This is a genomic window from Ruegeria sp. BB10, assembly GCF_056535725.1.
Map to the genome: position 1 here is coordinate 835,953 of NZ_JBQFIW010000001.1, position 22,204 is coordinate 858,156.

At 58.2% G+C, this 22,204-nt stretch carries 22 protein-coding genes; 15 read left to right on the top strand and 7 right to left on the bottom strand.

What is annotated here, in order from left to right:
* Positions 1-28: 28 nt before the first annotated feature.
* Positions 29-1,150: a DUF6456 domain-containing protein gene (locus tag ACR3EP_RS04165; protein WP_480636473.1), complete on the top strand. Its 1,122-nt coding sequence runs from the start codon at positions 29-31 to the stop codon at positions 1,148-1,150.
* A gap of 52 nt (positions 1,151-1,202) precedes the next feature.
* Positions 1,203-2,126 (top strand): LysR substrate-binding domain-containing protein, encoded by a 924-nt coding sequence (locus tag ACR3EP_RS04170; RefSeq protein WP_480636474.1) that lies wholly within the window; start codon positions 1,203-1,205, stop codon positions 2,124-2,126.
* Between the two features lie 50 nt (positions 2,127-2,176).
* Here ACR3EP_RS04170 and ACR3EP_RS04175 read toward each other — a convergent pair whose 3' ends face one another.
* The gene (locus ACR3EP_RS04175) at positions 2,177-2,725 is read right to left on the bottom strand and encodes a peroxiredoxin (RefSeq protein WP_170505113.1); all 549 of its coding nucleotides are present in this window, start codon (positions 2,723-2,725) and stop codon (positions 2,177-2,179) included.
* A gap of 264 nt (positions 2,726-2,989) precedes the next feature.
* Between ACR3EP_RS04175 and lipA the strand changes: the two genes are divergently transcribed.
* Positions 2,990-3,940 (top strand): lipoyl synthase, encoded by a 951-nt coding sequence (gene lipA, locus ACR3EP_RS04180; protein WP_170348533.1) that lies wholly within the window; start codon positions 2,990-2,992, stop codon positions 3,938-3,940.
* Positions 3,937-5,091, top strand: a complete 1,155-nt coding sequence (locus tag ACR3EP_RS04185) for an amidohydrolase (RefSeq protein ID WP_480636476.1) — start codon at positions 3,937-3,939, stop codon at positions 5,089-5,091. Before lipA ends, ACR3EP_RS04185 begins: the two co-directional genes overlap by 4 nt.
* Here the strand turns inward: ACR3EP_RS04185 and hpt are convergent.
* Positions 5,078-5,620, bottom strand: coding sequence for a hypoxanthine phosphoribosyltransferase (hpt, locus tag ACR3EP_RS04190; protein WP_170348535.1), 543 nt, complete (start codon positions 5,618-5,620; stop codon positions 5,078-5,080). The two genes, ACR3EP_RS04185 and hpt, sit on opposite strands and share 14 nt — an antisense overlap.
* 72 nt (positions 5,621-5,692) lie before the next feature.
* Between hpt and ACR3EP_RS04195 the strand changes: the two genes are divergently transcribed.
* A complete protein-coding gene (locus tag ACR3EP_RS04195; protein WP_170393848.1) occupies positions 5,693-6,139 on the top strand; it encodes a type II toxin-antitoxin system RatA family toxin in 447 nt (148 codons plus the stop codon).
* A gap of 37 nt (positions 6,140-6,176) precedes the next feature.
* Positions 6,177-7,472, top strand: a complete 1,296-nt coding sequence (locus ACR3EP_RS04200) for an MmgE/PrpD family protein (protein WP_480636478.1) — start codon at positions 6,177-6,179, stop codon at positions 7,470-7,472.
* On the opposite strand, the gene pyrC is transcribed toward ACR3EP_RS04200, so the two are convergent.
* A complete protein-coding gene (pyrC, locus tag ACR3EP_RS04205; RefSeq protein WP_480636480.1) occupies positions 7,469-8,506 on the bottom strand; it encodes a dihydroorotase in 1,038 nt (345 codons plus the stop codon). The genes ACR3EP_RS04200 and pyrC overlap by 4 nt on opposite strands.
* 134 nt (positions 8,507-8,640) lie before the next feature.
* Between pyrC and ACR3EP_RS04210 the strand changes: the two genes are divergently transcribed.
* Both ACR3EP_RS04210 and ACR3EP_RS04215 read left to right on the top strand, forming a co-directional pair.
* Positions 8,641-9,549 carry an AAA family ATPase gene (locus ACR3EP_RS04210; protein ID WP_226688515.1) on the top strand — a complete coding sequence of 303 codons (909 nt, stop codon included), beginning with the start codon at positions 8,641-8,643 and terminating at the stop codon, positions 9,547-9,549.
* Positions 9,549-10,805 (top strand): vWA domain-containing protein, encoded by a 1,257-nt coding sequence (locus ACR3EP_RS04215; RefSeq protein ID WP_480636482.1) that lies wholly within the window; start codon positions 9,549-9,551, stop codon positions 10,803-10,805. Before ACR3EP_RS04210 ends, ACR3EP_RS04215 begins: the two co-directional genes overlap by 1 nt.
* Positions 10,806-10,808: 3 nt before the next feature.
* Here ACR3EP_RS04215 and ACR3EP_RS04220 read toward each other — a convergent pair whose 3' ends face one another.
* Positions 10,809-11,309, bottom strand: a complete 501-nt coding sequence (locus tag ACR3EP_RS04220; protein ID WP_170375108.1) for a hypothetical protein — start codon at positions 11,307-11,309, stop codon at positions 10,809-10,811.
* Between the two features lie 234 nt (positions 11,310-11,543).
* On the opposite strand from ACR3EP_RS04220, the gene ACR3EP_RS04225 reads away from it, so the two are divergent.
* The 5 genes from ACR3EP_RS04225 (at position 11,544) to ACR3EP_RS04245 (ending at position 17,456) form a co-directional block, all read left to right on the top strand.
* A complete protein-coding gene (locus ACR3EP_RS04225) occupies positions 11,544-12,512 on the top strand; it encodes an XdhC family protein (RefSeq protein ID WP_480636484.1) in 969 nt (322 codons plus the stop codon).
* Positions 12,509-13,507: a molybdopterin-binding protein gene (locus tag ACR3EP_RS04230; RefSeq protein WP_480636485.1), complete on the top strand. Its 999-nt coding sequence runs from the start codon at positions 12,509-12,511 to the stop codon at positions 13,505-13,507. Before ACR3EP_RS04225 ends, ACR3EP_RS04230 begins: the two co-directional genes overlap by 4 nt.
* A gap of 137 nt (positions 13,508-13,644) precedes the next feature.
* Positions 13,645-14,130: a (2Fe-2S)-binding protein gene (locus tag ACR3EP_RS04235; RefSeq protein WP_170358232.1), complete on the top strand. Its 486-nt coding sequence runs from the start codon at positions 13,645-13,647 to the stop codon at positions 14,128-14,130.
* Between the two features lie 79 nt (positions 14,131-14,209).
* The gene (locus tag ACR3EP_RS04240; protein ID WP_480636488.1) at positions 14,210-16,570 is read left to right on the top strand and encodes a xanthine dehydrogenase family protein molybdopterin-binding subunit; all 2,361 of its coding nucleotides are present in this window, start codon (positions 14,210-14,212) and stop codon (positions 16,568-16,570) included.
* Between the two features lie 94 nt (positions 16,571-16,664).
* Positions 16,665-17,456, top strand: a complete 792-nt coding sequence (locus ACR3EP_RS04245; protein WP_170348546.1) for an FAD binding domain-containing protein — start codon at positions 16,665-16,667, stop codon at positions 17,454-17,456.
* Between the two features lie 43 nt (positions 17,457-17,499).
* Here the strand turns inward: ACR3EP_RS04245 and ACR3EP_RS04250 are convergent, their stop codons facing one another.
* Positions 17,500-18,345 (bottom strand): MurR/RpiR family transcriptional regulator, encoded by an 846-nt coding sequence (locus tag ACR3EP_RS04250; protein ID WP_480636490.1) that lies wholly within the window; start codon positions 18,343-18,345, stop codon positions 17,500-17,502.
* A gap of 143 nt (positions 18,346-18,488) precedes the next feature.
* Between ACR3EP_RS04250 and ACR3EP_RS04255 the strand changes: the two genes are divergently transcribed.
* Together ACR3EP_RS04255 and ACR3EP_RS04260 are read left to right on the top strand one after the other, a co-directional pair.
* Complete coding sequence (locus ACR3EP_RS04255; protein ID WP_480636492.1) at positions 18,489-19,268, top strand: beta-keto acid cleavage family enzyme; 780 nt, start codon at positions 18,489-18,491, stop codon at positions 19,266-19,268.
* Positions 19,265-20,581 (top strand): aspartate aminotransferase family protein, encoded by a 1,317-nt coding sequence (locus ACR3EP_RS04260; protein WP_480636494.1) that lies wholly within the window; start codon positions 19,265-19,267, stop codon positions 20,579-20,581. Before ACR3EP_RS04255 ends, ACR3EP_RS04260 begins: the two co-directional genes overlap by 4 nt.
* Before the next feature lie 78 nt (positions 20,582-20,659).
* Here ACR3EP_RS04260 and infC read toward each other — a convergent pair whose 3' ends face one another.
* Both infC and ACR3EP_RS04270 read right to left on the bottom strand, forming a co-directional pair.
* Positions 20,660-21,250: a translation initiation factor IF-3 gene (gene infC / locus ACR3EP_RS04265; protein WP_437436676.1), complete on the bottom strand. Its 591-nt coding sequence runs from the start codon at positions 21,248-21,250 to the stop codon at positions 20,660-20,662.
* 116 nt (positions 21,251-21,366) lie between these two features.
* A complete protein-coding gene (locus tag ACR3EP_RS04270) occupies positions 21,367-22,200 on the bottom strand; it encodes a ferredoxin--NADP reductase (RefSeq protein ID WP_480636495.1) in 834 nt (277 codons plus the stop codon).
* Positions 22,201-22,204: the final 4 nt, after the last annotated feature.

Consider the following 22,204-nt stretch of genomic DNA (forward strand, 5'->3'; position numbering starts at 1 on the left):
ATTGTTGTGTCGACGAGGACAAGTAACTATGGAAAACAACATGGCATTCACCATTCCGGGTTGGGTACCTGAGGGGGCACAAAGATACCTTGCCCACACAGAGACCGGCCAGTCGATCCGCGATATTGCGCGATCTGCGGGGTGCCATGCTTCGACCATACTCAGACAAATCAGGCGCATCGAAATGCGCCGTGACGATCCTTTGGTGGATGCTGCGTTGCAATCTCTGGCCGAAACGCATTACTCGGATTCAGCCGATGGCACGGGCTCGATCCAATTCGGGGCCTTGGCTGTGACCGAACAGGAAACCGCCGCCGCCAAGGACGAAGAATTCAACCGCGAGGCACTGCGAATTTTGCGCCGTTTGTGTGAAACGGGGTCAGTGCTTGCGGTGGCTGAGGAAATGGACAAGGCCGTGGTGGTCCGCGACACCGGAGACAGCGGCGCCACACGAACAGCCGTTGTGGATTGCAAGATTGCGCAGGCGCTGGCGCTGAAAGACTGGATTTCCTGCGACAATCCCGGACGGATTTCGCGGTATCGGATTTCTTCGTCGGGCCGCACGGCGCTGAGTCGCCTTATTGCCGAGGCCGAGAACAAAGCGCGTGAGCGTAGTGAATTTGGAATGGCAGATGCACAAGCGCCGTTCCAAGCGCAAATGGCGCCCTGTCAGAGCGCGACTGCAAAACCCGACCGGCCTCGGCGGATTCGTTATAGTGCAGCGGAAAGTCCCCTGATCGCATTGGCACGTCGGCGAGATCGGGATGGAAAGCCTTTTCTTGATGAAACACTTGTGGCGGCGGGCGAACGCCTGCGTGAGGATTTCGAACTGGCGCAGATTGGCCCTCAGGTCGCACAGAATTGGGACCATTTTCTGACTGCAGGGGGGCGCGGTGGTTTCAACAGTGAAGCTCATGCTGGGCACGGGGCGTCGGACGCACGGGATCGGGTTGAACATGCTTTGTCAGATCTGGGTCCGGGTCTCAGCGATGTTGCTTTGCGCTGCTGTTGCTACCTCGAAGGGCTAGAGCTTGCGGAAAAGCGGATGGGCTGGTCGGCGCGCTCGGGCAAGATCGTGTTGCGGATCGCGTTGCAGCGGCTCAAGCGACATTATGAAGGGCAGTCCGAGCGCAATCGCATGATCGGTTAACGGTGCAATATGTTTTGGTTGCACTTGGGTGGATGGGTGATAATCAAAGGTTATGAATTTTACCCTTAGACAGCTGAAATACTTCAGTGCAGTCGCAGAACAGCGCAATTTCGGTCGGGCCGCCCAGGTGTGCCACGTGTCTCAGCCCGCCTTGTCCGTGCAGATCAAGGCGTTAGAGGACAGTTTGGGCGGTCAGCTTTTCGAACGTCAGGCGCGTGATATTCTGCTGACCCCGCTAGGGCGCGACGTGCTGGATCATGCGCGTCAGGTTCTTGGAGCGGCGGACAGGTTAGATCAGTTTGCCAAGGATCGCTCTGGGGGGCACAGGTCGTTGGCGATCGGGATCATCCCAACGATCGCGCCATATTTACTGCCGGGTGTGCTGGCTGGGTTGCGATCGTCCGATGTGTCGTTGCGCGTGCAGGTGCGCGAAGCCAGAACTGAGCGTTTGCTGACTATGCTGCGCGCCGGGGAAATCGACGCCGGCGTCATGGCTTTGCCCGCCGGTGGGAGTGAGTTATTTGAGCTGCCTCTGTTTCAGGATCGCTTCCTGTTGGCTGGCAGCTCAGCGCGCTTGAAGGGCATGGTCCCCAACCCTGAAGCATTACGGCCGCTGGACCTGCAGACCGCGCAACTGATGTTGCTTGATGACGGTCACTGTCTGACCGATCAGGCGCTTGAGGTCTGCGGTCGGGATCGAAGCAGCGGCCTGATCAATATGGGTGCGTCATCGCTTGCGACGTTGTCACGATTGGTGGCTGAGGGGTTTGGTCTGACTCTCATGCCCGAACTGGCCGCGCGCGCGGAATCTGACGCTGTTCCCGGATTGAAACTGCTGCGCTTTGGCACGCCGCAACCGGCGCGAACTGTTGGTCTGGTCCGGCGTGCATCGACTGTGGGCGAGGATTGGTTCGACGGTCTGGCTCAGGTCATCCGCAAAGTCGGAGAGGACATCGTCACCGCAACACGCACCTGAAATGAAAAGACCCGCCATGAGCGGGCCTTTGCTTTGATTTAGCGCGAAGCTTAGGCCAGTGCGGGCTCTTTGGCTTCGTTCAGGTGCTTTTTAAGGTTGTCCGGGGACGACACGCCATAGGGGTCTTCGGGGCAGTTATCCATCAGGCCGGGCTCTTCGAACCATGCCTCAACCACACCGTCATTGATGATGGCGGCATAGCGCCACGAGCGCATGCCGAAACCCAGATTGTCCTTGTCGACCAGCATGCCCATCTTGCGAGTGAACTCGCCCGATCCGTCTGGAATGACCTTGACGTTTTCCAGACCTTGATCCTGTGCCCATTTGTTCATGACAAAGCTGTCATTCACTGACATGCAATAGATGTCGTCGATTCCTTTTTCCTTGAATTCGGCATAGCCGTTTTCAAACCCGGGCAGTTGGTAGGTCGAACAGGTGGGGGTGAATGCACCGGGCAACGAGAACAGGATCACCCGTTTACCGGCAAAGTAATCTGCAGTGGTCTTGTCTTCCCAACGGAACGGGTTGGGGCCTTCGACAGCCTCGTCACGGACGCGGGTGTGAAAGGTTACGTCAGGCAGTTTAGTACCGGATTTCATGCTCAATTTCCTGTGATTCATCTGTGAACTGCTGAAGATTTAAAACAGTTCTAAATTGGCTTCAACGTGATTATTGCTGCGAACACGAATTCTTGTGAAGGCCTCAAATCGTGCTGTTTTCAATGAAATTTTGTCGGGATTTGCTGGGTGCTCTTCTGCAATTGCATAGTGCGCTGTTATGGCAGCTATGCATGGGTGGCGTAGCTAACCGCTGCAGTTTATATTATGTCGAAGCAAAATGACCCAAAGTCAGGAAAGCAAACCGTGCGTGATCTGAAGATCCCCGAACAACGTCATCCCGAAAAGGCGCATCGTCAGGACAATGCGCAACCGAAAAAGCCGAAGTGGATTCGCGTAAAGGCACCCGGTGGTAAGGGCTATGCCGAAACTCACAAAATCATGCGCGAGAACAATCTGGTTACGGTCTGCGAAGAGGCCGGGTGTCCGAATGTGGGCGAATGCTGGAGCCAGGGCCACGCCACCATGATGATCATGGGCGAGATCTGTACCCGCGGCTGTACATTCTGCAACATTGCCACCGGCCGCCCAGATGATCTGGACGCGTTTGAGCCCGGACGCGTGGCACACGCCGTGCAGAAACTGGGGCTGAACCATGTGGTCATAACGTCTGTGGACCGCGATGACCTGGCCGACGGTGGGGCGGAGCATTTCGCGCAGACCATTCGCGCCGTACGGCACCGTTCGCCCAAGACAACGATCGAGATTCTTACGCCAGATTTTCTGAAGTGTGACCCCTCGGTTCTGGAAGTTGTAGTCGAAGCCAAGCCGGACGTGTTCAACCACAACCTTGAAACCGTCCCGGGGCTGTATCCCGAAGTGCGCCCCGGTGCGCGCTATTTCCATTCGCTGCGCCTGTTGCAGCGGGTCAAAGAAATGGACCCTTCGATTTTCACTAAATCGGGCATCATGGTCGGTCTGGGGGAAGACGAACAGCAGGTCCGGCAAGTCATGGATGACATGCGCGCCGCTGACATCGATTTTCTGACCATCGGCCAATACCTGCAGCCCACGCCGAAACACCATGGCGTCGACCGCTTTGTCACGCCTGAAGAGTTCGCATCTTATGAGAAAGCGGCCTTTGGCAAAGGCTTCCTGATGGTGTCGGCAACGCCTCTGACCCGGTCATCCTACCACGCGGGCGACGATTTTGCCCGCCTGCGCGATGCACGTCAGAAGAAGTTGGAGCAAGGGTGACACCTGACACACGCGCGCAGCTTAACCGCCTGCGTCACGAACTGCACCAATCCCCGGAACTTTCGGGCCAAGAAGAGTTGACGGCCGCTCGGATCGCGGACGAATTGCGTGCCCGTGGCGCAGATCAGGTTTTGACGGGAATCGGTGGGCACGGCGTGGCGGGTGTGTTCGACAGCGGGCAGGCCGGGCTGACAGTTGCCATTCGATGCGAGCTTGATGGTTTGCCCATTCAAGAGCTGTCCGGCGCAGCCTATGCCTCGCGCATTCCAGGCAAAGGACATCTGTGTGGGCATGACGGGCATATGGTGATGGTTCTGGGTGTCGCAGACCATCTGAACCAGAATCGTCCTCAGCTAGGCCGGGTGGTTTTGATCTTCCAACCCGCTGAGGAAACCGGGCAGGGGGCCATTGCCTATCGGACCGATCCCAAGTTTCCCGAGGTAGCGCCGGATTATGTGTTTTCCCTGCACAATCTGCCGGGGCTACCATTGGGTGATGTGCAGTTGTGCGAAGGACCAGCGAACTGCGCGTCTCGCGGGATGAAGGTTGTTCTGTCGGGCAAGACCTCGCATGCGGCGGCGCCGCAGGATGGCGTTTCTCCGGCTGGGGCGCTGGCCGCGTTGATGCCGCAAATGGCACGGCTGGGAAGTGGCGGTTCGCTGGACGCCGATTTCGCGCTGACGACCGTGACGCATGTCAATCTTGGTGAACCGTCCTTTGGCGTGGCGCCGGGCCGGGCTGAGCTGTGGGTGACATTGCGCACCGTCGCTGATGCGCGGATGCAAAGCCTGATCGATGAGGCCGAAGCGCTGGTTGCCCAGGCGGCTTCGGATCAAGGGTTGGGATATGAGATCACCTATGAAGATGTGTTCGAAGCCTGTGTGAACGCGCCTGACGCCGTCGATATCCTAAGCCGATCTTGCTCTGAAACGGATGTACCTTGTGAAGTGACGGCTTACCCGCAGAAGTTCTCGGAAGATTTTGGGCAGTTCGGCAAAGACGCCAAAGCTGCTATGTTCTGGCTGGGCTCAGGAGGGCCACCACAACTGCACAACCCAGACTACGATTTCCCGGATGCGCTGATCCCGGTCGGTACCGGGATTTTCGTAGCCGCCATTCAACAGGTACTGGGCCCGATCAATCCTCGGTAAAGCGCACCTTGCCAATGAATGGCAGGTTTCGGTTGCGCTGCGCATAGTCGATTCCATAACCCACAACAAATTCATCCGGAATCTCGAACCCTATCCAGTCGGACCGGAAATCGACCTCGCGCCGGCTGGGTTTGTCTAGCAGAGCAATGGATCTCAGTCGCGCGGGTTTACGGCTTTGCAGCAAATGGGTGACGTGGTTCAGCGTGTGACCTGTATCGACGATATCCTCGACGACCAGAACGTCGCGCCCTTCGATAGCGCCACGCAAGTCCTTAAGAATGCGAACTTCTCGACTACTTTCCATTGAATCGCCATAGGATGAAGCTTCAAGGAAATCCACCTCGATCGGCAGGTCCAGCTCGCGCACTAGGTCGGCGATAAAGACGAAACTGCCGCGCAACAGGCCGACCACGACCAGCTTGTCGGTGTCTTTGTATTCAGTGCTGATTTCGCGACACAACTCCTCGATCCGGGCGGCGATGGCCTTCGCCGAGATCATCTCATCTATCACATATGCACGGTCGCTCATCGCTGCCCCCTTGATCTTTGGCGCGCAACATACGAAATCACGCGCCATTGTCACCTGTTAATACTGGACGCCATGCCTACTCATTCGGAAACCCGCCACCTGCCGTATACGGCGCAGCAGATGTACGACCTGATCGCGGACGTGGCGAAGTATCCCGAATTTCTACCCTGGTGTGCCGCGGCCCGTATTCGCCGGACCTATGCCGCGGGCGAGGCGCAGGTGATGGAGGCGGACCTGATCATCTCGTTCAAAGTTTTCCGTGAAAGGTTTGGCAGCCGGGTGACGCTGTTTCCTGATCAGATGAAGATCGACACGGAATATCTGGACGGCCCGTTCAAATACATGAAATCCGATTGGCAGTTCGAAGACGCGCCTCAGGGGGGCTGCAACGTGTCCTTCCATGTGGACTTTGAATTCAAGAACGCCATCCTGCAAGGTATCATCGGTGTTGTGTTCAACGAGGCCATGCACCGGATCGTGCAGGCGTTCGAAACCCGTGCTGCGGATTTGTACGGCTAGGTCTTTACCCGCATACGGCGCACGCTAGACTGCGCCCATGAGCGATTTTTCCACATCACTTGCAGGGTTTGCTGCCGGACCCGTCGAGACGACAATGCAAACGCGAGTCGTCACGTCTTTGTCTGTATTAGACTGGATTGCTGTAGGTCGGGCCGGGGTTGATGAGCCTGTCTCTAAAACGGTCCGTGACCTTGTTTTAGGCGAAGAGGGCGCCGCGCAGGCGCATCTTTTTGGCGGTGGGGCGGCGCCGTTGCGTGGGGCGGCATTGGTCAATGGCACCGTGTCGCATGCATTGGATTACGATGACACGCACTTTGCCCATATCGGTCATCCTTCTGTTGCGATTCTGCCCGCCGCGCTGGCGCTGAGCGAATGGGATGACCGCATCCTGGTCGATTTCCTTGAGGCCGCGCTGGTGGGGATGGAGGTTTCGATCCGTGTCGGGCTGTGGCTTGGACGGGATCACTATCAGGCGGGGTTTCACCAAACCGCTACGGCAGGCGCGTTCGGTGCGGCCGTTGCGGCAGGGCGCATCCTTGGCTTCGACGCGGATCAGATGCAAAAAACGCTTGGGTTGACGGCCACCCGCGCGGCTGGCCTCAAGACGCAATTCGGAACAATGGGAAAACCCTATAATGCAGGGCTTGCGGCCTCGGCCGGGGTCGAGGCAGCGTTGCTGATCGCTAAAGGCTTCACGCCGAACATGAACGCTTTGGAAGGTCAGTATGGGTTTGGTGCGACCCATAGCGGCCAGGCGGATGCGCAAACCGCTTTAGATGGGTTGGGCGATGAATGGCTGTTCGAAACAGTCAGCCATAAGTTCCATGCCTGTTGCCACGGCTTACACGCCGCGCTTGAAGCCGCGCGTGATCTGGATATCGCCGAACCCGAAGTGGCCGAGATCAAGATCAAGACCCACCCGCGCTGGATGAGCGTTTGTAACCAGATGTCTCCGATGACCGGGCTGGGGGCGAAGTTTTCATATCGCACCGTGATCGCCATGCAGGCGCTTGGCTATGATACGGCCTTGCCGGACAGCTATTCGGAAAAGGTCTGTGCTGATCCGCGACTGATATCCTTACGCGACAGGATCGCGGTTGAGGCGGATGAGACCCTGACGGAAACGCAGGCGCATCTGACCCTGTTGCGCCGCGACGGGGCGCGGCTTGAAGCGACGCATGATCTGATGGCACCGATGACCCTGTCTGATCGCGAAGACCGCGTGCGCGGCAAGGCAGGCAAGCTGATCGGTGGCGAAGAGGCGGACGCGATCTGGTCGATGCTGCGCACCGGCGGTCGCGCCCGCGATTTGGCACGGATGCTGGCGGGTTAAACCACGCGCCAGTGCAAAGCGAAGCCCGGCTCAAACACCGTCACGGGGCCGTCCTCGGTCTCGATTTTATCCGGGTATTCCACGGGGGCGCCTTTGGTCAGGGTAATGGTGTCTTCGTTCACCGGTAGGCGGTAGAACGCAGGCCCGTTGAGCGAGACGAAGCCTTCCAGCTTGTCCAGCGCACCTTGTGATTCGAACATCTCGGCCACCAGCGACATTGTGTTTGTCGCGGTGAAACAGCCGGCACAACCGCAGGCCATTTCCTTGTTGGCATCCGTATGCGGCGCGCTGTCGGTGCCCAGAAAATACCGCGCATCGCCCGAGGTCGCAGCGGCCAGCAGCGCCAGTCGGTGTTCCTCTCGCTTGGCGACAGGCAAGCAGTAGTAGTGCGGTTTGATCCCACCGACCAGAATGTGGTTGCGGTTGATGATCAGGTGGTGCGCCGTGATGGTCGCGCCCAGATCAGCGTTGTTCGATTTCACATAGTCCACACCGTCTTTGGTCGTGATGTGTTCCATCACCACGCGCAGTCCGGGTGTCGCCTTGCGGATCGGATCCAGAATACGGTCGATGAACACGGCCTCACGGTCGAAGATGTCGACCTCAGGGTCGGTGACCTCGCCATGGACGCACAAGGGCAGTCCGATCTCGGCCATCTTTTCCAACACCGAGCGGACATTGTCGAAATCCTGCACGCCTGAGGCCGAGTTGGTCGTTGCTCCCGCCGGATATAGCTTGACCGCCTTGACCAATCCGCTGGCATGCGCTGCGGCCACGTCCTCGGCATCAGTGTCCTCGGTCAGATATAACGTCATCAACGGCTCGAACGTCATACCCTCTGGCAGAGCAGCCATGATGCGGTTGCGATAAGCGGCGGCTTGATCGCCGCGCACGACCGGCGGCACCAAGTTCGGCATGATGATGGCACGGGCAAAATGTCGCGCGGTTTCGGGCAAGACGGCCTGCAGCATAGCGCCGTCGCGCAAGTGCAGATGCCAGTCGTCGGGGCGGCGGATCGTGATGCTATCGGTCATGGCGCACCGGCTAGCACAGAGCCCGCCGCCGGAAAAGACCTTGTCAACGACTCAGATCACCGTATGTCTGGAAAGACTATGGCCTTGACGCTTGAACACAGCCATGACCAGTTGAGGCGAAGGAGAAGATTGACATGACACAGCCGGATTCCATCGACGCCGTTCAGAAAATGCTGGGCGCGCAAGGCTATGTCTGCGGGCGGGCCTTGGCTACGGTTGTGTTTCTGTCGCTAAAATTGGGCCGGCCGTTGTTTCTGGAAGGTGAGGCCGGGGTCGGAAAAACCGAAATCGCCAAGGCAATGGCCGCCGGGTTGAACCGACGCCTGATCCGGTTGCAGTGTTATGAGGGGTTGGATGCGTCCTCGGCCGTGTATGAATGGAACTTCCCGGCACAGATGGTGGCGATCCGCACGGCCGAGGCGGCGGGCGGAGCAGATCGCGGGACCTTGCAGTCTGAGTTGTTCTCGGATGAGTACCTTGTCGAGCGCCCATTGCTGCAGGCCATGCGCCCGGACGAAAATGGTGCGCCGGTCCTGCTGATTGACGAACTGGACCGAACCGACGAACCCTTTGAGGCCTTTTTGCTTGAAGCGCTCAGCGATTTTCAGGTCACCATTCCCGAACTGGGTACTGTTAAAGCGCCCCAGCCACCGATCGTGATCGTGACCTCAAACCGCACGCGCGAGGTGCATGACGCGCTGAAACGGCGTTGCTTATATCACTGGGTCGACTATCCCGATTTCGACCGTGAGATCGAAATCCTTCACACCAGAGCCCCCGAAGCGACCGAGGCGCTCAGCCGTGAGGTCGTTGCTTTTGTTCAACGTCTGCGCACCGAGGATCTGTTCAAGAAACCCGGCGTGGCCGAGACGGTAGACTGGGCCAAATGCTTGCTGGCGCTGGACGTGATCAACCTAAGCCCCGAAGTGATCGGCGACACGCTGGGCGCGATCCTGAAATACCAAGACGACATTCAAAAGCTGCAGGGGTCCGAGGCTAAGCGGATTTTGGATCAGGCGAAAGCTGATCTGGAATTGGCCTGATGGCCGAACAACTACCGCTTGATATCCCCGACGATCCAAAGCTGGCGCAAAACATCACTCATTTTGCGCGAGCCTTGCGCAAGGCCGGTTTGCCCATCGGGACAGGTCGGGTGGTTGATGCCATACGTGCCGTTCAGGCAGCAGGTTTTACAGAGAAACAGGATTTCTACTGGACCTTGCACGCTTGTTTCGTGAACCGCCCCGAACATCGCACGGTGTTTGCGCAGGTCTTTCGCCTGTATTGGCGCGACCCGCGGTATCTTGAACATATGATGTCCTTGATGTTGCCCGCGATCCGTGGCGTGCAAGAGGAACGCAAGGCCGACGCCGCCGAAAAGCGTGCAGCTGAGGCATTGTTGGACGGGGTCGAGCGTGATCCACCAGACGTTGACGAGAATGAAAGCGAAACTGAGCTGGAGATCGACGCCTCAAAAACCGCGTCGACCGAGGAACGGTTGCGCAACCTTGATTTCGAACAGATGAGTACCGCCGAGATCGCGCAGGCCAAACGCATGCTGGCGCGATTGGCGTTGCCCGTAAAACCGATCGAATCCCGCCGTGGGCAAGCCAGCCATCTGGGGCACCGGATTGACCGTGCGCGGACCTTACGAGCGGCCATGCGCCAGGGCGGAGAACTGCGCGATATCGCCCGCCTGAAGCCTAAGCCGCGTTGGCCCAACCTTGTGGTACTGTGTGATATTTCGGGATCGATGAGCCAATACAGCCGGCTTATCTTGCACTTCCTGCACTCTGTTTCGAACACCAAGGGGGCGGGATGGGCCAAGGTGCATGCCTTTACCTTTGGCACACGCCTGACCAACATCACCCGTCATTTGCAACAACGCGATGTGGATGCAGCACTTGCTGCGGCTGGTGCCGAAGCGCAAGACTGGGAGGGCGGAACCCGGATCGGAGAATGCCTGCACGCGTTCAACCGCGATTGGTCGCGCAGGGTTATGGGGCAGGGGGCGGTGGTTTTGCTGATCTCGGACGGGCTGGATCGCGGCGACCCCGACGCCTTGGGCCGAGAGGTGGAACGGCTTCATCTGTCGTCTCGCCGTCTGATCTGGCTTAATCCTCTGTTGCGTTGGGATGGGTTCATGCCCAAGGCGCAGGGCGTGGTGGCCATGCTGCCGCATGTGGACAGTTTCCGCGCCGGTCATTCAATTGCGTCACTGGAAGACCTAGCCGCCGCAATCTCAAAGCCTGATGACATGGGAGAGAAAGCGCGGCTGATGACCGCGCTTTCCGGCTGACCGTTAGCCCAGCTGTTCTTCGTTGCACTTACGCGCCATTTCCATGGCCTTGTAGGTGCCGGTCAAATCAACGGTGAAGGCGAATTCCTTTTCCGGGAACACGATCATGACCTTTTGTTTTGCGATATCCTCAGCGAATTGGGGATCATCTGACAGAACATAGCCGCCAGAATAGCCCTTGGTAATGTTACCCTTCATGCCGGTGGCTTCGCCGACATAAACGTTGTCGCCCAGCAGAATCGCCACGGCTTCTTTTTCGCCACGCTTGATGTCGGTCTTGGCTTTGGTGAATACGCCCACATAGCCTACGCCACGATCTTCGGTCAGCCCCATCTGCACCACGTTTTCAGCGCTATCTACGGCCTCGATCAGGCAGGATTTCTTTTCCTGGTCGATGAAGACCTTCCACCCTTCAACTTCGCCATAACGCAGGAAGGTATCCGCGCTGACGGCGGTTGAAGCCAACAGGGCGATTGCTGTTCCGAGTGTAAAAATGCGTTTCAAGTCTCTGTCTCCCTTGCGAAAATAAAATATGCGCATACTAGAATGCACTAGTCGCGCGTGTAAGCTAGAATCAGGCTCCGTGACAATCAATCCCTTGCGGTTATGGCGGGTATCCGGGCTAAATTGCGCCGAAGGTTCCGAACTTCGAACTCACGCACAGAGTTGATGACCGGGTTTCCTTTTCATATGGCGAAACCTGCCTATGTTGGGTCAGAACGCTGGCGGAGAGTGTTAATGGACAGATTCGACAACAGCCCGGAAACGGCCTTGCGCTGGTTCAGTGAAGGACAGCCCACAGCCCTGGCCACAGTGGTGGAGACCTGGGGCAGTGCCCCGCGCCGTGTTGGTGCGCAACTGGTCATAGGTGCGGATGGGCGGATCGAAGGCTCGGTCTCGGGCGGTTGTGTCGAAGGCGCGGTTGTGGTCGAGGCTCTGGAGGCGATCGACGAAGGCGAAGCGCGCCTGTTGGAATTCGGCGTCAGCGACGAGGACGCCTTTGCCGTGGGTCTGGCCTGTGGTGGTACTATCCGGGTTCTGGTCGAGCCGGTGGGCAGCGTGCTGCCCGAACCTATGCTACGTGAGCTGGTTAAGGCGCGTGCCGGGCGTAACCCCGTGGCATACGAAGTGAACATCGAAACCGGTCATCGAGCCCTGCGTCGCAACGCTTATGCAGACCGGTTGCGTATGGACCGTTCGGGGTTTGAGGAAGATGGCCAAACATTCGTCGCGGTCCATAATCCCCCGCTGCGGCTTATCATTGTTGGCGCGGTCCATATCGCGCAGGCGTTGGTGCCGATGGCGCGGATCGCTGGGTATGACCCGGCTATCATCGATCCTCGCGACGCCTTTGCTTCGGACGCACGATTTCCGGGTGAGAAGATTTTGACCGATTGGCCGGATGAGGCGGTGGCCAAACTGGGCTTGGACGCGCGCACGGCGGTGGTGCTGCTGACCCATGACCCAAAGCTGGACGATCCAGCCTTGGAATCAGCTTTGCAGGCGGGCGTGTTCTATATCGGCGCCCTGGGATCGACCCGAACTCATGCCAAGCGGGTGGCACGGATGAAAGAGGCCGGCTTTACCGACGCACAGATCGCCCGCATTCATGGCCCCATCGGGTTGGATATCGGGGCTGCGGGGCCTTCGGAAATCGCCGTGGCCATTTTGGCGCAAATGACAGCCGTGCTGCGAGGCAAAGCGTGAAGTTCGGCCCCGTTCCCGTCGATCAAGCTGCCGGAGCCATCCTTGCGCATTCCGTGCAGGTCCAGGACGCCAAACTGCGCAAAGGGATCGTTCTAACACCCGAGCATCAGGAACAACTGGCCGCCGCTGGGTATGAGGCCGTCACGGTCGCCCGGCTGGAGCCCGGAGATTGTCATGAGGACAAGGCCGCTGGGATGCTGGCCGATGCCCTGGCGCCCGATCCGAAAGCTGCCGCGCTCAGGGTGACCCAGCCGTTCACCGGGCGCGTGAATCTGTTAGCGGACGGGCCGGGTGTTGTGGTTCTAAAAGTCGAAGCGCTTGAGGCGTTCAATCAGGTCAACCCAATGATCACAGTTGCCACCGTGCCGCAACATCAGCAGATGGGCGCCGGAGGTATGGTCGCGACGATCAAAGTCATATCCTATGCCGTTCCAAGAGCGGACGTTCTTGAAGCCTCACAAGTGGCAAAGGGTGCCATCCGCCTAGCCACACCAGTTTACAAAAAAGCCGGGCTGGTGGTGACCGACATTCCTGGCGGGCCTTCGAATGAAAAAGGCATTGCCGCAATCCGGGGCCGGGTCGAGGCACTGGGGATGGAGATGACCGATGTCCGCATCGTCCCGCACCAGACGGATGCGATTGCGCAAGCTGTCTCTGAGATACAAGGCCAGGTAGCGATGATCCTGACCGGGTCGGCCACCTCGGATGTGGCTGATGTCGCCCCTCAGGCGGTGCGGGCCGCAGGTGGGCAAGTGGATCGGTTCGGCATGCCGGTCGATCCGGGCAATCTGCTATTTCTTGGCTCGCTTGGATCACGACCGGTGATCGGGTTGCCGGGATGCGCGCGGTCACCAGCGTTGAACGGGGCCGATTGGGTGCTGTCTCGTGTGGCCTGCGGGATCAACACGACCGGAACAGACATTGCCGCAATGGGCGTGGGTGGGTTGCTTAAAGAGATTCCGACGCGGCCGCAACCGCGGGCATCGCGGCGATAATTTGCCTTTCTGAGTCAACGTAATACTTATGAAGGCTAACCAAATGACCTCCTGGGCAAATCGCTAAATATTTTTGTTCTCAAACAAAAATTCCCGTGTTTAACTCGGGCCAGGGAATTTCATTTTGGGAGGAGCGAATGACACAGGTCTCAATGACCGTGAACGGAAAATCCGTGAGCGGTGATGTCGAGGGCCGGACATTGCTGTCCAGTTTTCTGCGCGATCATCTGTCACTGACCGGAACGCATGTAGGATGCGACACTGCACAATGCGGCGCGTGTGTGGTCCATGTGAATGGCGAGGCGGTCAAATCCTGCAACATGCTGGCGCTGGAAGCTGACGGCGCAGATGTTGGCACGATTGAAGGGCAGGCCAACGACGATGGTTCGCTCAACACCATCCAACAGGCCTTTCAGGATCATCACGGGTTGCAATGCGGTTTCTGTACGCCAGGCATGGTGATGAGTACGGCGGCGTTGCTGAAAGACAATCCGCGCCCGACCGAAGCTGAAATCCGCAAGTATCTGGAAGGCAACCTGTGCCGTTGCACCGGATACCACAACATCGTTAAGGCGATCATGGCCGCGTCAGGCCAGGACGTCAGCAGCATCGCTGCCGAATGATGCCGCTGCGGGCGTTAGCGAGACGCCCGTGGGATGACAAAGGGTGCATAAGCATCCGTTATTGGGAGGAGAACAAGCAATGCCCAAAGACAGTGGCATCGGAGCCAGTTCCAAGCGCCGCGAAGACGTGCGCTTTCTGACCGGAGACGGCAATTATACCGACGATATTAACGTGGCCGGCCAGGCCTATGTACATTTTCTGCGTTCCGACATCGCGCATGGACGGATCAAAAGCGTCGACACCTCGGCCGCCGAGGGCATGCCCGGCGTGGTCAAGGTATTCACCGGTAAAGATTTCGAAGGTGTGGGGGGAATGCCCTGCGGCTGGGAAGTCACCGACAAGCATGGCGCGCCTATGCAAGAGCCGCCGCACCCCATTCTGGCGCAAGGCAAGGTACGCCATGTGGGTGACCCGATTGCGGCGGTTGTCGCTGACAGTCTTGAACAGGCACGTGATGCCGCCGAGGCGATTGACGTCGACATCGAGGAATTGCCTGCCGTCATGGATATGAAAGCCGCCGCGCAGGATGGCGCGACGCTGGTTCATGACGATCTGAAGAACAACATCTGCTATGACTGGCAGTTGGGTGAGGCAGATGATGCCAAGGTAAATGAGGTTTTCGCCAATGCGGCGCATGTGACCACGTTGGATCTTGTGAACAACCGTCTGGTGGCGAACCCGATGGAGCCGCGCGTGGCCGTAGCCGAATACAAGCGCAGCACGGATGAATATACGCTGTACACAACGTCACAAAACCCGCATGTGATCCGGTTGCTGATGTGTGCATTTGTTCTGGGCCTGCCCGAACATAAGGTGCGCGTTGTGGCTCCGGATGTCGGCGGCGGCTTTGGCACCAAAATTTTCCACTATGCCGAAGAGGCGTTCTGCACCTTCGCCGCCAAGGCCTGCAACCGTGCGGTCAAATGGTCGTCCAGCCGGTCCGAGGCTTTTATGTCGGACGCCCATGGCCGCGATCACGTCAGCACCATCGAGCTGGCGCTTGATGCAGATAATAACTTTGTCGGTCTGCGCACCAACACCTTTGCCAATCTGGGCGCTTATCTGTCGACGTTCTCAAGCTCGGTTCCAACATGGCTGCACGGCACGCTGATGGCGGGCAATTACAAGACGCCGGTTATTCAGGTCAACGTGAAGGCGATGTTCACCAATACGGTGCCGGTGGATGCGTACCGAGGAGCAGGGCGGCCCGAGGCGACATTCCAACTGGAGCGTGTCGTGGACAAGGCTGCGCGCGAGTTGGGCGTCGATCCGATTGCCCTGCGCCGTCAGAACTTTGTCACCCAGTTCCCCTATGACACGCCGGTGGCGCTGACCTATGACACCGGGGACTACAACGGGACGATGGACAAGCTTGAGACTGCGGCCGATCTTGCAGGGTTTGCCGCGCGTCGTGCGGAAAGCGAGGCAAAGGGCAAGCTGCGCGGGCTTGGCCTCAACTGCTACATCGAGGCTTGTGGGATTGCTCCGTCAAACATCGTCGGCATGCTAGGGGCCCGCGCGGGTCTTTACGATGCGGCGACGGTGCGGGTGAACGCCACCGGCTCAATCAGCGTAATGGTAGGAGCACACAGCCACGGACAAGGTCATGAGACGGCCTTCCCGCAGGTTGTGGCCGATATGATCGGTATCGATGAGTCGATGGTCGAGATCGTGCATGGCGATACCTCCAAGATTCCGTTTGGTATGGGAACCTATGGATCCCGATCGCTGGCGGTTTGCGGTTCGGCTATGGTCAAAGCAACCGAGAAAGTAATCGATAAAGCCAAGCGGATCGCGGCGCACCTGCTTGAAGCGTCCGAGGCTGATATCGAACTCAAGGACGGTCAGTTTAGTGTCGCAGGAACCGATAAATCGGTTGCTTGGGGAGATGTGACCCTCACGGCTTATGTTCCGCACAATTACCCGCTGGAGGTCGAACCGGGACTGGAGGAAACCGCGTTCTATGATCCGGCCAACTTTACTTTCCCCGCAGGGGCCTATGCCTGTGAAGTTGAGGTCGACCCGGAAACTGGACAGGTCAGCATCGAAAAGTTCACTGCCGCGGACGATTTCGGCAACATCGTCAACCCGATGATTGTGGATGGCCAAGTGCACGGTGGTATCGGTCAGGGAATTGGCCAAGCGCTGTTAGAGAATTGCGCATTTGACGAGAACGGCCAGCTGCTGAGCGCCTCCTACATGGATTACGCCATGCCGCGTGCCGATGATGTTCCGTTCTATGCGGTCGACCACTCCAGCCAAACGCCCTGCACGCACAACCCGCTGGGTGTCAAAGGCTGTGGTGAGGCTGGCGCGATCGGTTCGCCGCCCGCAGTGGTGAACGCGGTGCTGGATGCGCTGAACTCGGGTGGCAAGGCGGTGGATCACATCGACATGCCAATGAGCCCATCGCGCGTTTGGGCGGCGATGAACAGCTGAGTGGTTTGGGGTGCGAGGGGCCATCCCTCGCGCTCTCCGGAATAATTACAGCCAGATGAAGGGCGGTTCCGCGCCTTTCGGAAAGGAAGACGAAATGTACAATTTCGAGTTTGAGAAACCCTCGACCATTGCGGATGCGGTTGCTGCTCTGGCGGTTGAGGATGCCCAAGCCCTAGGAGGTGGGCAAACACTGATTCCGACGCTGAAACAACGGCTGGCGGCACCTTCCGCTCTGGTCTCGCTGAGCGGGATTGCCGAGATGAAGGGTGTATGTGTCGACGACGACGGCTCGGTGTCGATTGGGGGAGCGACAACACATGCAACCGTCGCGGCAGAGGCGGCGGGCAGCTATCCTGCACTGGCGGCGTTGGCTGGTCAGATTGGTGACCCCGCGGTGCGCAATCGCGGCACCATTGGCGGTTCGGTTGCCAATAACGATCCTGCAGCTTGCTATCCGGCGGGCGTTTTGGGGTCGGGCGCGACAATTATCACCAATACGCGCCAGATTGCGGCGGATGATTTCTTTGAAGGGATGTTCTCAACCGCGCTGGATGAAGGTGAGATCATCACCACAGTCCGGTTTCCGGTGCCACAGGCGGCGAGCTACCAGAAGTTCCTCCAGCCTGCGTCGCGGTTTGCACTGGTTGGCGTCTACCTTGCACGTTTTGCGGATGGGGTGCGCGTTGCTGTGACCGGCGCCAGTGAAGACGGTGTCTTCCGTTGGTCCGAAGCGGAGGAAGCTTTGAACAAAGAGTTCAGGGCCGATGCTCTGATGGATCTACGTATCAATCCGGCAAACATGATCGGTGATCTGCATGGTAGCAAAGAATACCGCGCGCATCTTGTTGGTGTCATGACAAAACGGGCCGTCGAAGCCTGTATGTGAATGGTAGAAAACCCCAGAAGCCCCGGCCGCAAGTCGGGGCTTTTTACGTACGGCGTAGTTTTGGGGGTTTTGAGGGCTGCCAGTATGCGCCGGTGTCTTCGCGGGCTTTTTGATAGGCTTCCAGCCGTTGACGGGCCGCGTCACCTCCTGCGTCGAAAAGATGACCCAGCAGGCACTCCAGAACGGCCATTGCGCCTGTGAAACAGGAAAACGGGTGCAAGGCGCGGGTGCTGACGGTGAAGGCAACATCAGGCTCGACACCTGGTGCAATCACGTCACTGTCCGAGATCAGGATCAGGCGCAGCCCCTGTTGCTTCGCAATTCGCATCGATTGGATTGTATCTGCCGAGTAGGGATGAACAGTGATGGCGATCAGGCAATCCTGTTGGTCCGCATCCAATAGGTCGTCAGTTGCGGATCCCACATGGCGCGGCACCAGTTGAATGCCCGGGTGCGCCATGCGCCCTGTATAGGAAAAATAATAGGCCAGCGCATAGCTGGCGCGCGTGGCCGTCACGAAACACCGGTGAGACGTGTTCATGTACTGGATGGCCTCGCGCACTCCTTCGAGTTTCATAAGGCGCAGCGACCGTGTGACGACGTTCTGTTCGTTCTGCACCAGTTTGGCTTGAAAGGTGCCAAAAGCATCCTCGGATTGAAGGGCTGTCAGCCAATCTTGTCCCAGATCGCTTTCCCTGTCGGTAACCAGAGCATTTCGGAACGGGGTGCGGAAGGCCTCGAAACCATCGAAACCCATGCGTCGCGCCAATCGAACCAGAACATTCGAGCTGACGCCGATCCGGGTGGCTGTGGTACGGATCGGATCAAGGCCGAAATCTCCGGGGTAGTCGATGATGTATTTGGCAGCAGCTTGCAGGGCAGCTGGCATCTGTTCAATCTCTTGACGCAGATGGTCGATGATCTGGGTTGGTGTGCTGTTCATAGCTGTAAAAAAACAAATGTTATGCAATTAGCAAGTAAAAAACAATTTTTGGCAGATTAGATAGGGCAAGTATTAGTCGAGGAATGTGCATGTCGGACTCGCAATCAAAAACCCAAACTGTTGGACGGCCCTATGTTCTTGTCGCCCCAAATGGCGCGCGGCGTGGGGTGTCGGATCACCCGGAATTGCCGGTATCCACTGATCAGATTATCCAGACCGCACGCGCCTGTTTTGCGGTGGGCGCGAACGGATTGCATCTGCATATCAGGGATGCGGAGGGGCAGCATTCTCTGGACGCTGGTCAATACCGGGAAACGATGGCCGCGCTGCGTCAGAGTGTACCCGGGCTGGATCTGCAAATCACGACCGAGGCCGCGGGCGTGTTCGATGTGGTCGCCCAGTTTGCGTGTCTGGAGCAGGTGTGCCCGGATTGGGCGTCGATTTCCATACGGGAGATTGCGCGCTCGCCTGAATTGGCCGATCGGGTTTACGGTCTGTGTGCCGCGCAGGGGACGCGGGTGCAGCATATTCTGTACGATGCTGACGATGCCGACTTGCTGGCGCAATGGCAAAAGGTCGGAATTGTGCGTGAAAATCAGGCGGAGTGTATTTTTGTTCTGGGGCGCTATACGGCCGGTCAGCAATCTACCCCGCAGGACCTGGACAGATTTCCCAAAGGGTTGTCGCCATGGATGGTGTGTGCCTTTGGCGCGCATGAACATGCCTGTCTGGCATACGCTGCTGGGGAGGGCGGGGACGTTCGCGTCGGGTTTGAAAACAGCCTGACCGATGAGAGCGGAACCCTTTGGAAAGACAATGCCGCGTCGGTGTCGGCGCTTGTTGACAAGCTGGAAAGGGCAGTCAAATGAGTCACGTATTTCCACGCCATACAAAATCAGAGCTGCCGATCGCGGCTGGTGGGGACGGGTGTTACCTGATTGATGCGCAGGGCCGCCGCTATCTGGATTGTGGTGATGCTGCGGTGTCGTGTCTGGGGCATTCCAACCCATCCGTCATCGGGGCAGTGCAGGAACAGGTCGAGCAGATCGCCTTTGCGCATACCGGGTTCATGACCTCGGAACCGGCCGAAGCGTTGGCGGATTTGCTGGTCGAGCATGCTCCGGGTGACTTGGACCGGGTGTATTTCGTGTCGGGTGGATCCGAGGCGACCGAGGCTGCGATCAAGCTGGCGCGGCAGTACTATTTGGAAATTGGCCAGCCTGAGCGGCGACATGTAATTGCCAGGCGGCAGAGCTATCACGGGAACACTTTGGGGGCTTTGTCAGCCGGAGGCAACGCGTGGCGGCGGGCGCAGTTCGCACCGATGCTGATCGAGATGACTCATATCGCGCCCTGCTATGAATACGCGGAGAAACCCGACGGCGAGAGCAGCTTTGACTACGGTCAGCGCGTGGCCAATGAGCTTGAAGCCGAGATCCTGCGGCTGGGTCCTGATACCGTGATGGCGTTCATGGCCGAGCCGGTTGTTGGCGCAACCTTGGGCGCGGTGCCAGCGGTTGAAGGGTATTTCAAACGCATCCGCGAAATCTGCGACCAGTATGGTGTGTTGTTGATCCTGGATGAGGTGATGTGCGGCATGGGGCGGACCGGGCATCTGTTTGCCTGTGATCACGATGGGGTTGCCCCGGATATTCTATGCATCGCCAAAGGGCTGGGCGCTGGATACCAACCCATCGGCGCGATGATGTGTACCGCACAGATTTTTGATGCGATCCGCAATGGGTCTGGTTTTTTTCAGCACGGCCACACCTATATCGGCCATCCGGTCGCGACAGCGGCAGCCCTGGCAGTTGTCCGCGAAATGACACAACGCGATCTGCCTGCTCGGGTGGCGGTCATGGGTCAAAGGGTCCAATCCAAACTTGAGGCTGCTTTGGGCCAGCATCCGAATGTCGGCGATATTCGGGGTCGGGGATTGTTCCGGGGCATTGAACTGGTGGCGGATCGTGACACCAAGGCACCGCTTGACCCCGCGCTTGGGGTGGCTGGCAAGATCAAAAAGGCCGCGCTGGCCGAAGGCCTGATCTGCTATCCGATGTCTGGCACACGCGATGGGCAGCTGGGGGATCACATCCTGTTGGCACCGCCCTTCATCATCGAAGACGCGCAGATTGATGAGATGGTCAGCAAGCTGAGCAAGGCTATTGCGTCCGTGATCTAGCGGTATGGGACAACGCGTTTGAAATGAAAAAAGCCCCCTTATGAAAAGGGGGCATTAATCATTCATTCTGTGAGAACTTTATTTCTGTGGCAGAGGCCCGATCATCATGATCATCTGACGGCCTTCCATTTTGGGCATGTTTTCGATCTTGCCCAGATCCTTGACGTCTTCGGCCACGCGTTCCAACAACTCACGGCCCAGGTTCTGGTGCGCCATCTCACGACCACGGAAACGCAGGGTGACTTTGACCTTGTCGCCGTTTTCAAGAAACTTGAACACGTTGCGCATTTTCACATCATAATCATGCGTGTCGGTGTTGGGTCGGAATTTGACCTCTTTCACCTCGATGATTTTTTGCTTTTTGCGTGCTTCGCTTTCGCGTTTCTGCTGTTCGTACTTGAACTTGCCGAAATCCATGATCTTGCAGACAGGCGGGTTCGCATTGGGCGAGATTTCAACCAAATCAAGTCCGACATCGGCGGCCATTTGCATTGCTTTGGCGGGATGAACCACCCCGACGTTTTCACCTTCGGCGCCAATCAGGCGAATTTCGGGGGCACGTATCTTATCATTGACGCGCGGGCCGGTGTCTCGCTGCGGCGGCGCGTTGTGAGGTCTGCGAGCTATTGGTTCATTCCTTTGATGATTGCAGAATTTCGAGCCCGAAATTTAGACTGCTGCGCGGCCCGTTTCAAGCGCCATCCGCGCGGAAATGGCTGAAATTCACAGGTTTGCAGCGGGTTTATGCGCGAGCCACGGTAATTCCAGCGGCCCGCGACAGAAGATCAGCCCACAAAGGCCTTTTCGATCACGAATTCCTTGGGTTCGGAATTGGCGCCTTCGCGCAGGCCGAACTCTTCCAGGATCGCCTTGATGTCCAGGTTGAAGGCCAGCGAACCGCAGACCATGGCACGGTCGGTGTCAGGGTTGATGCCGCCTTCGATGCCCAGATCGGCAAACACGGTCCCGTCCTTCAGCAGGTTGGTGATGCGGCCCATCTTGGGGCTCTCTTCGCGGGTCGTGGTGGGGTAATAGCGAATCTTGTCGGCAAAGCCTTCACCCATCAATTCGGCCAGCATCTCGTCCTGACGGATGCTGTCAATCAGTTGACGGCCATATTCCAGTTCCGCCACTTCGCGGCAGGTATGAGTGATGATGACCTCGTCATAATCCTCATAGGTCTGCGGCTCGCGCAGCAGCGAAGCGAATGGCGCAAAGCCGGTGCCGGTGGCGAAGAACCACAGGCGTTTGCCGGGCAGCAGGGCGTCATGGACCAGCGTGCCAACGGGTTTGGGCCGCAGGATGATCTGGTCACCCGGCTTGATGTGCTGCAGTTTCGAAGTCAGCGGGCCGTCCTGCACCTTGATCGAGTAGAACTCCAACTCTTCGTCCCAAGATGGCGAGGCGATGGAATATGCGCGCAACAGCGGCTTGCCGTTGTCGCCCAACAGGCCGATCATCACGAACTCACCCGAGCGGAACCGCAGCGAGGCAGGGCGCGACACCTTGAACGAGAACAGGCTGTCGGTCCAGTGTTTGACGTCGGTTACGGTCTGGGCGTCCGGCAGAACGGGGGCCTTCACGGCGGTTGCTTCGGTCACGGGCTTCATCTCTGTCATGGTT

What these genes read in the sequence shown, in the direction of transcription:
- ACR3EP_RS04250 (WP_480636490.1), bottom strand. Translation starts at nt 18,345, where the DNA reads ATGCCAGCTGCCCTGCAAGCTGCTGCCAAATACATCATCGACTACCCC.
- ACR3EP_RS04170 (WP_480636474.1), top strand. Translation starts at nt 1,203, where the DNA reads ATGAATTTTACCCTTAGACAGCTGAAATACTTCAGTGCAGTCGCAGAA.
- ACR3EP_RS04200 (WP_480636478.1), top strand. Translation starts at nt 6,177, where the DNA reads ATGAGCGATTTTTCCACATCACTTGCAGGGTTTGCTGCCGGACCCGTC.
- pyrC (WP_480636480.1), bottom strand. Translation starts at nt 8,506, where the DNA reads ATGACCGATAGCATCACGATCCGCCGCCCCGACGACTGGCATCTGCAC.
- ACR3EP_RS04260 (WP_480636494.1), top strand. Translation starts at nt 19,265, where the DNA reads ATGAGTCACGTATTTCCACGCCATACAAAATCAGAGCTGCCGATCGCG.
- ACR3EP_RS04235 (WP_170358232.1), top strand. Translation starts at nt 13,645, where the DNA reads ATGACACAGGTCTCAATGACCGTGAACGGAAAATCCGTGAGCGGTGAT.
- hpt (WP_170348535.1), bottom strand. Translation starts at nt 5,620, where the DNA reads ATGAGCGACCGTGCATATGTGATAGATGAGATGATCTCGGCGAAGGCC.
- ACR3EP_RS04240 (WP_480636488.1), top strand. Translation starts at nt 14,210, where the DNA reads ATGCCCAAAGACAGTGGCATCGGAGCCAGTTCCAAGCGCCGCGAAGAC.
- ACR3EP_RS04165 (WP_480636473.1), top strand. Translation starts at nt 29, where the DNA reads ATGGAAAACAACATGGCATTCACCATTCCGGGTTGGGTACCTGAGGGG.
- ACR3EP_RS04215 (WP_480636482.1), top strand. Translation starts at nt 9,549, where the DNA reads ATGGCCGAACAACTACCGCTTGATATCCCCGACGATCCAAAGCTGGCG.
- ACR3EP_RS04225 (WP_480636484.1), top strand. Translation starts at nt 11,544, where the DNA reads ATGGACAGATTCGACAACAGCCCGGAAACGGCCTTGCGCTGGTTCAGT.
- ACR3EP_RS04270 (WP_480636495.1), bottom strand. Translation starts at nt 22,200, where the DNA reads ATGACAGAGATGAAGCCCGTGACCGAAGCAACCGCCGTGAAGGCCCCC.
- ACR3EP_RS04175 (WP_170505113.1), bottom strand. Translation starts at nt 2,725, where the DNA reads ATGAAATCCGGTACTAAACTGCCTGACGTAACCTTTCACACCCGCGTC.
- ACR3EP_RS04255 (WP_480636492.1), top strand. Translation starts at nt 18,489, where the DNA reads ATGTCGGACTCGCAATCAAAAACCCAAACTGTTGGACGGCCCTATGTT.
- ACR3EP_RS04210 (WP_226688515.1), top strand. Translation starts at nt 8,641, where the DNA reads ATGACACAGCCGGATTCCATCGACGCCGTTCAGAAAATGCTGGGCGCG.
- ACR3EP_RS04245 (WP_170348546.1), top strand. Translation starts at nt 16,665, where the DNA reads ATGTACAATTTCGAGTTTGAGAAACCCTCGACCATTGCGGATGCGGTT.
- ACR3EP_RS04195 (WP_170393848.1), top strand. Translation starts at nt 5,693, where the DNA reads ATGCCTACTCATTCGGAAACCCGCCACCTGCCGTATACGGCGCAGCAG.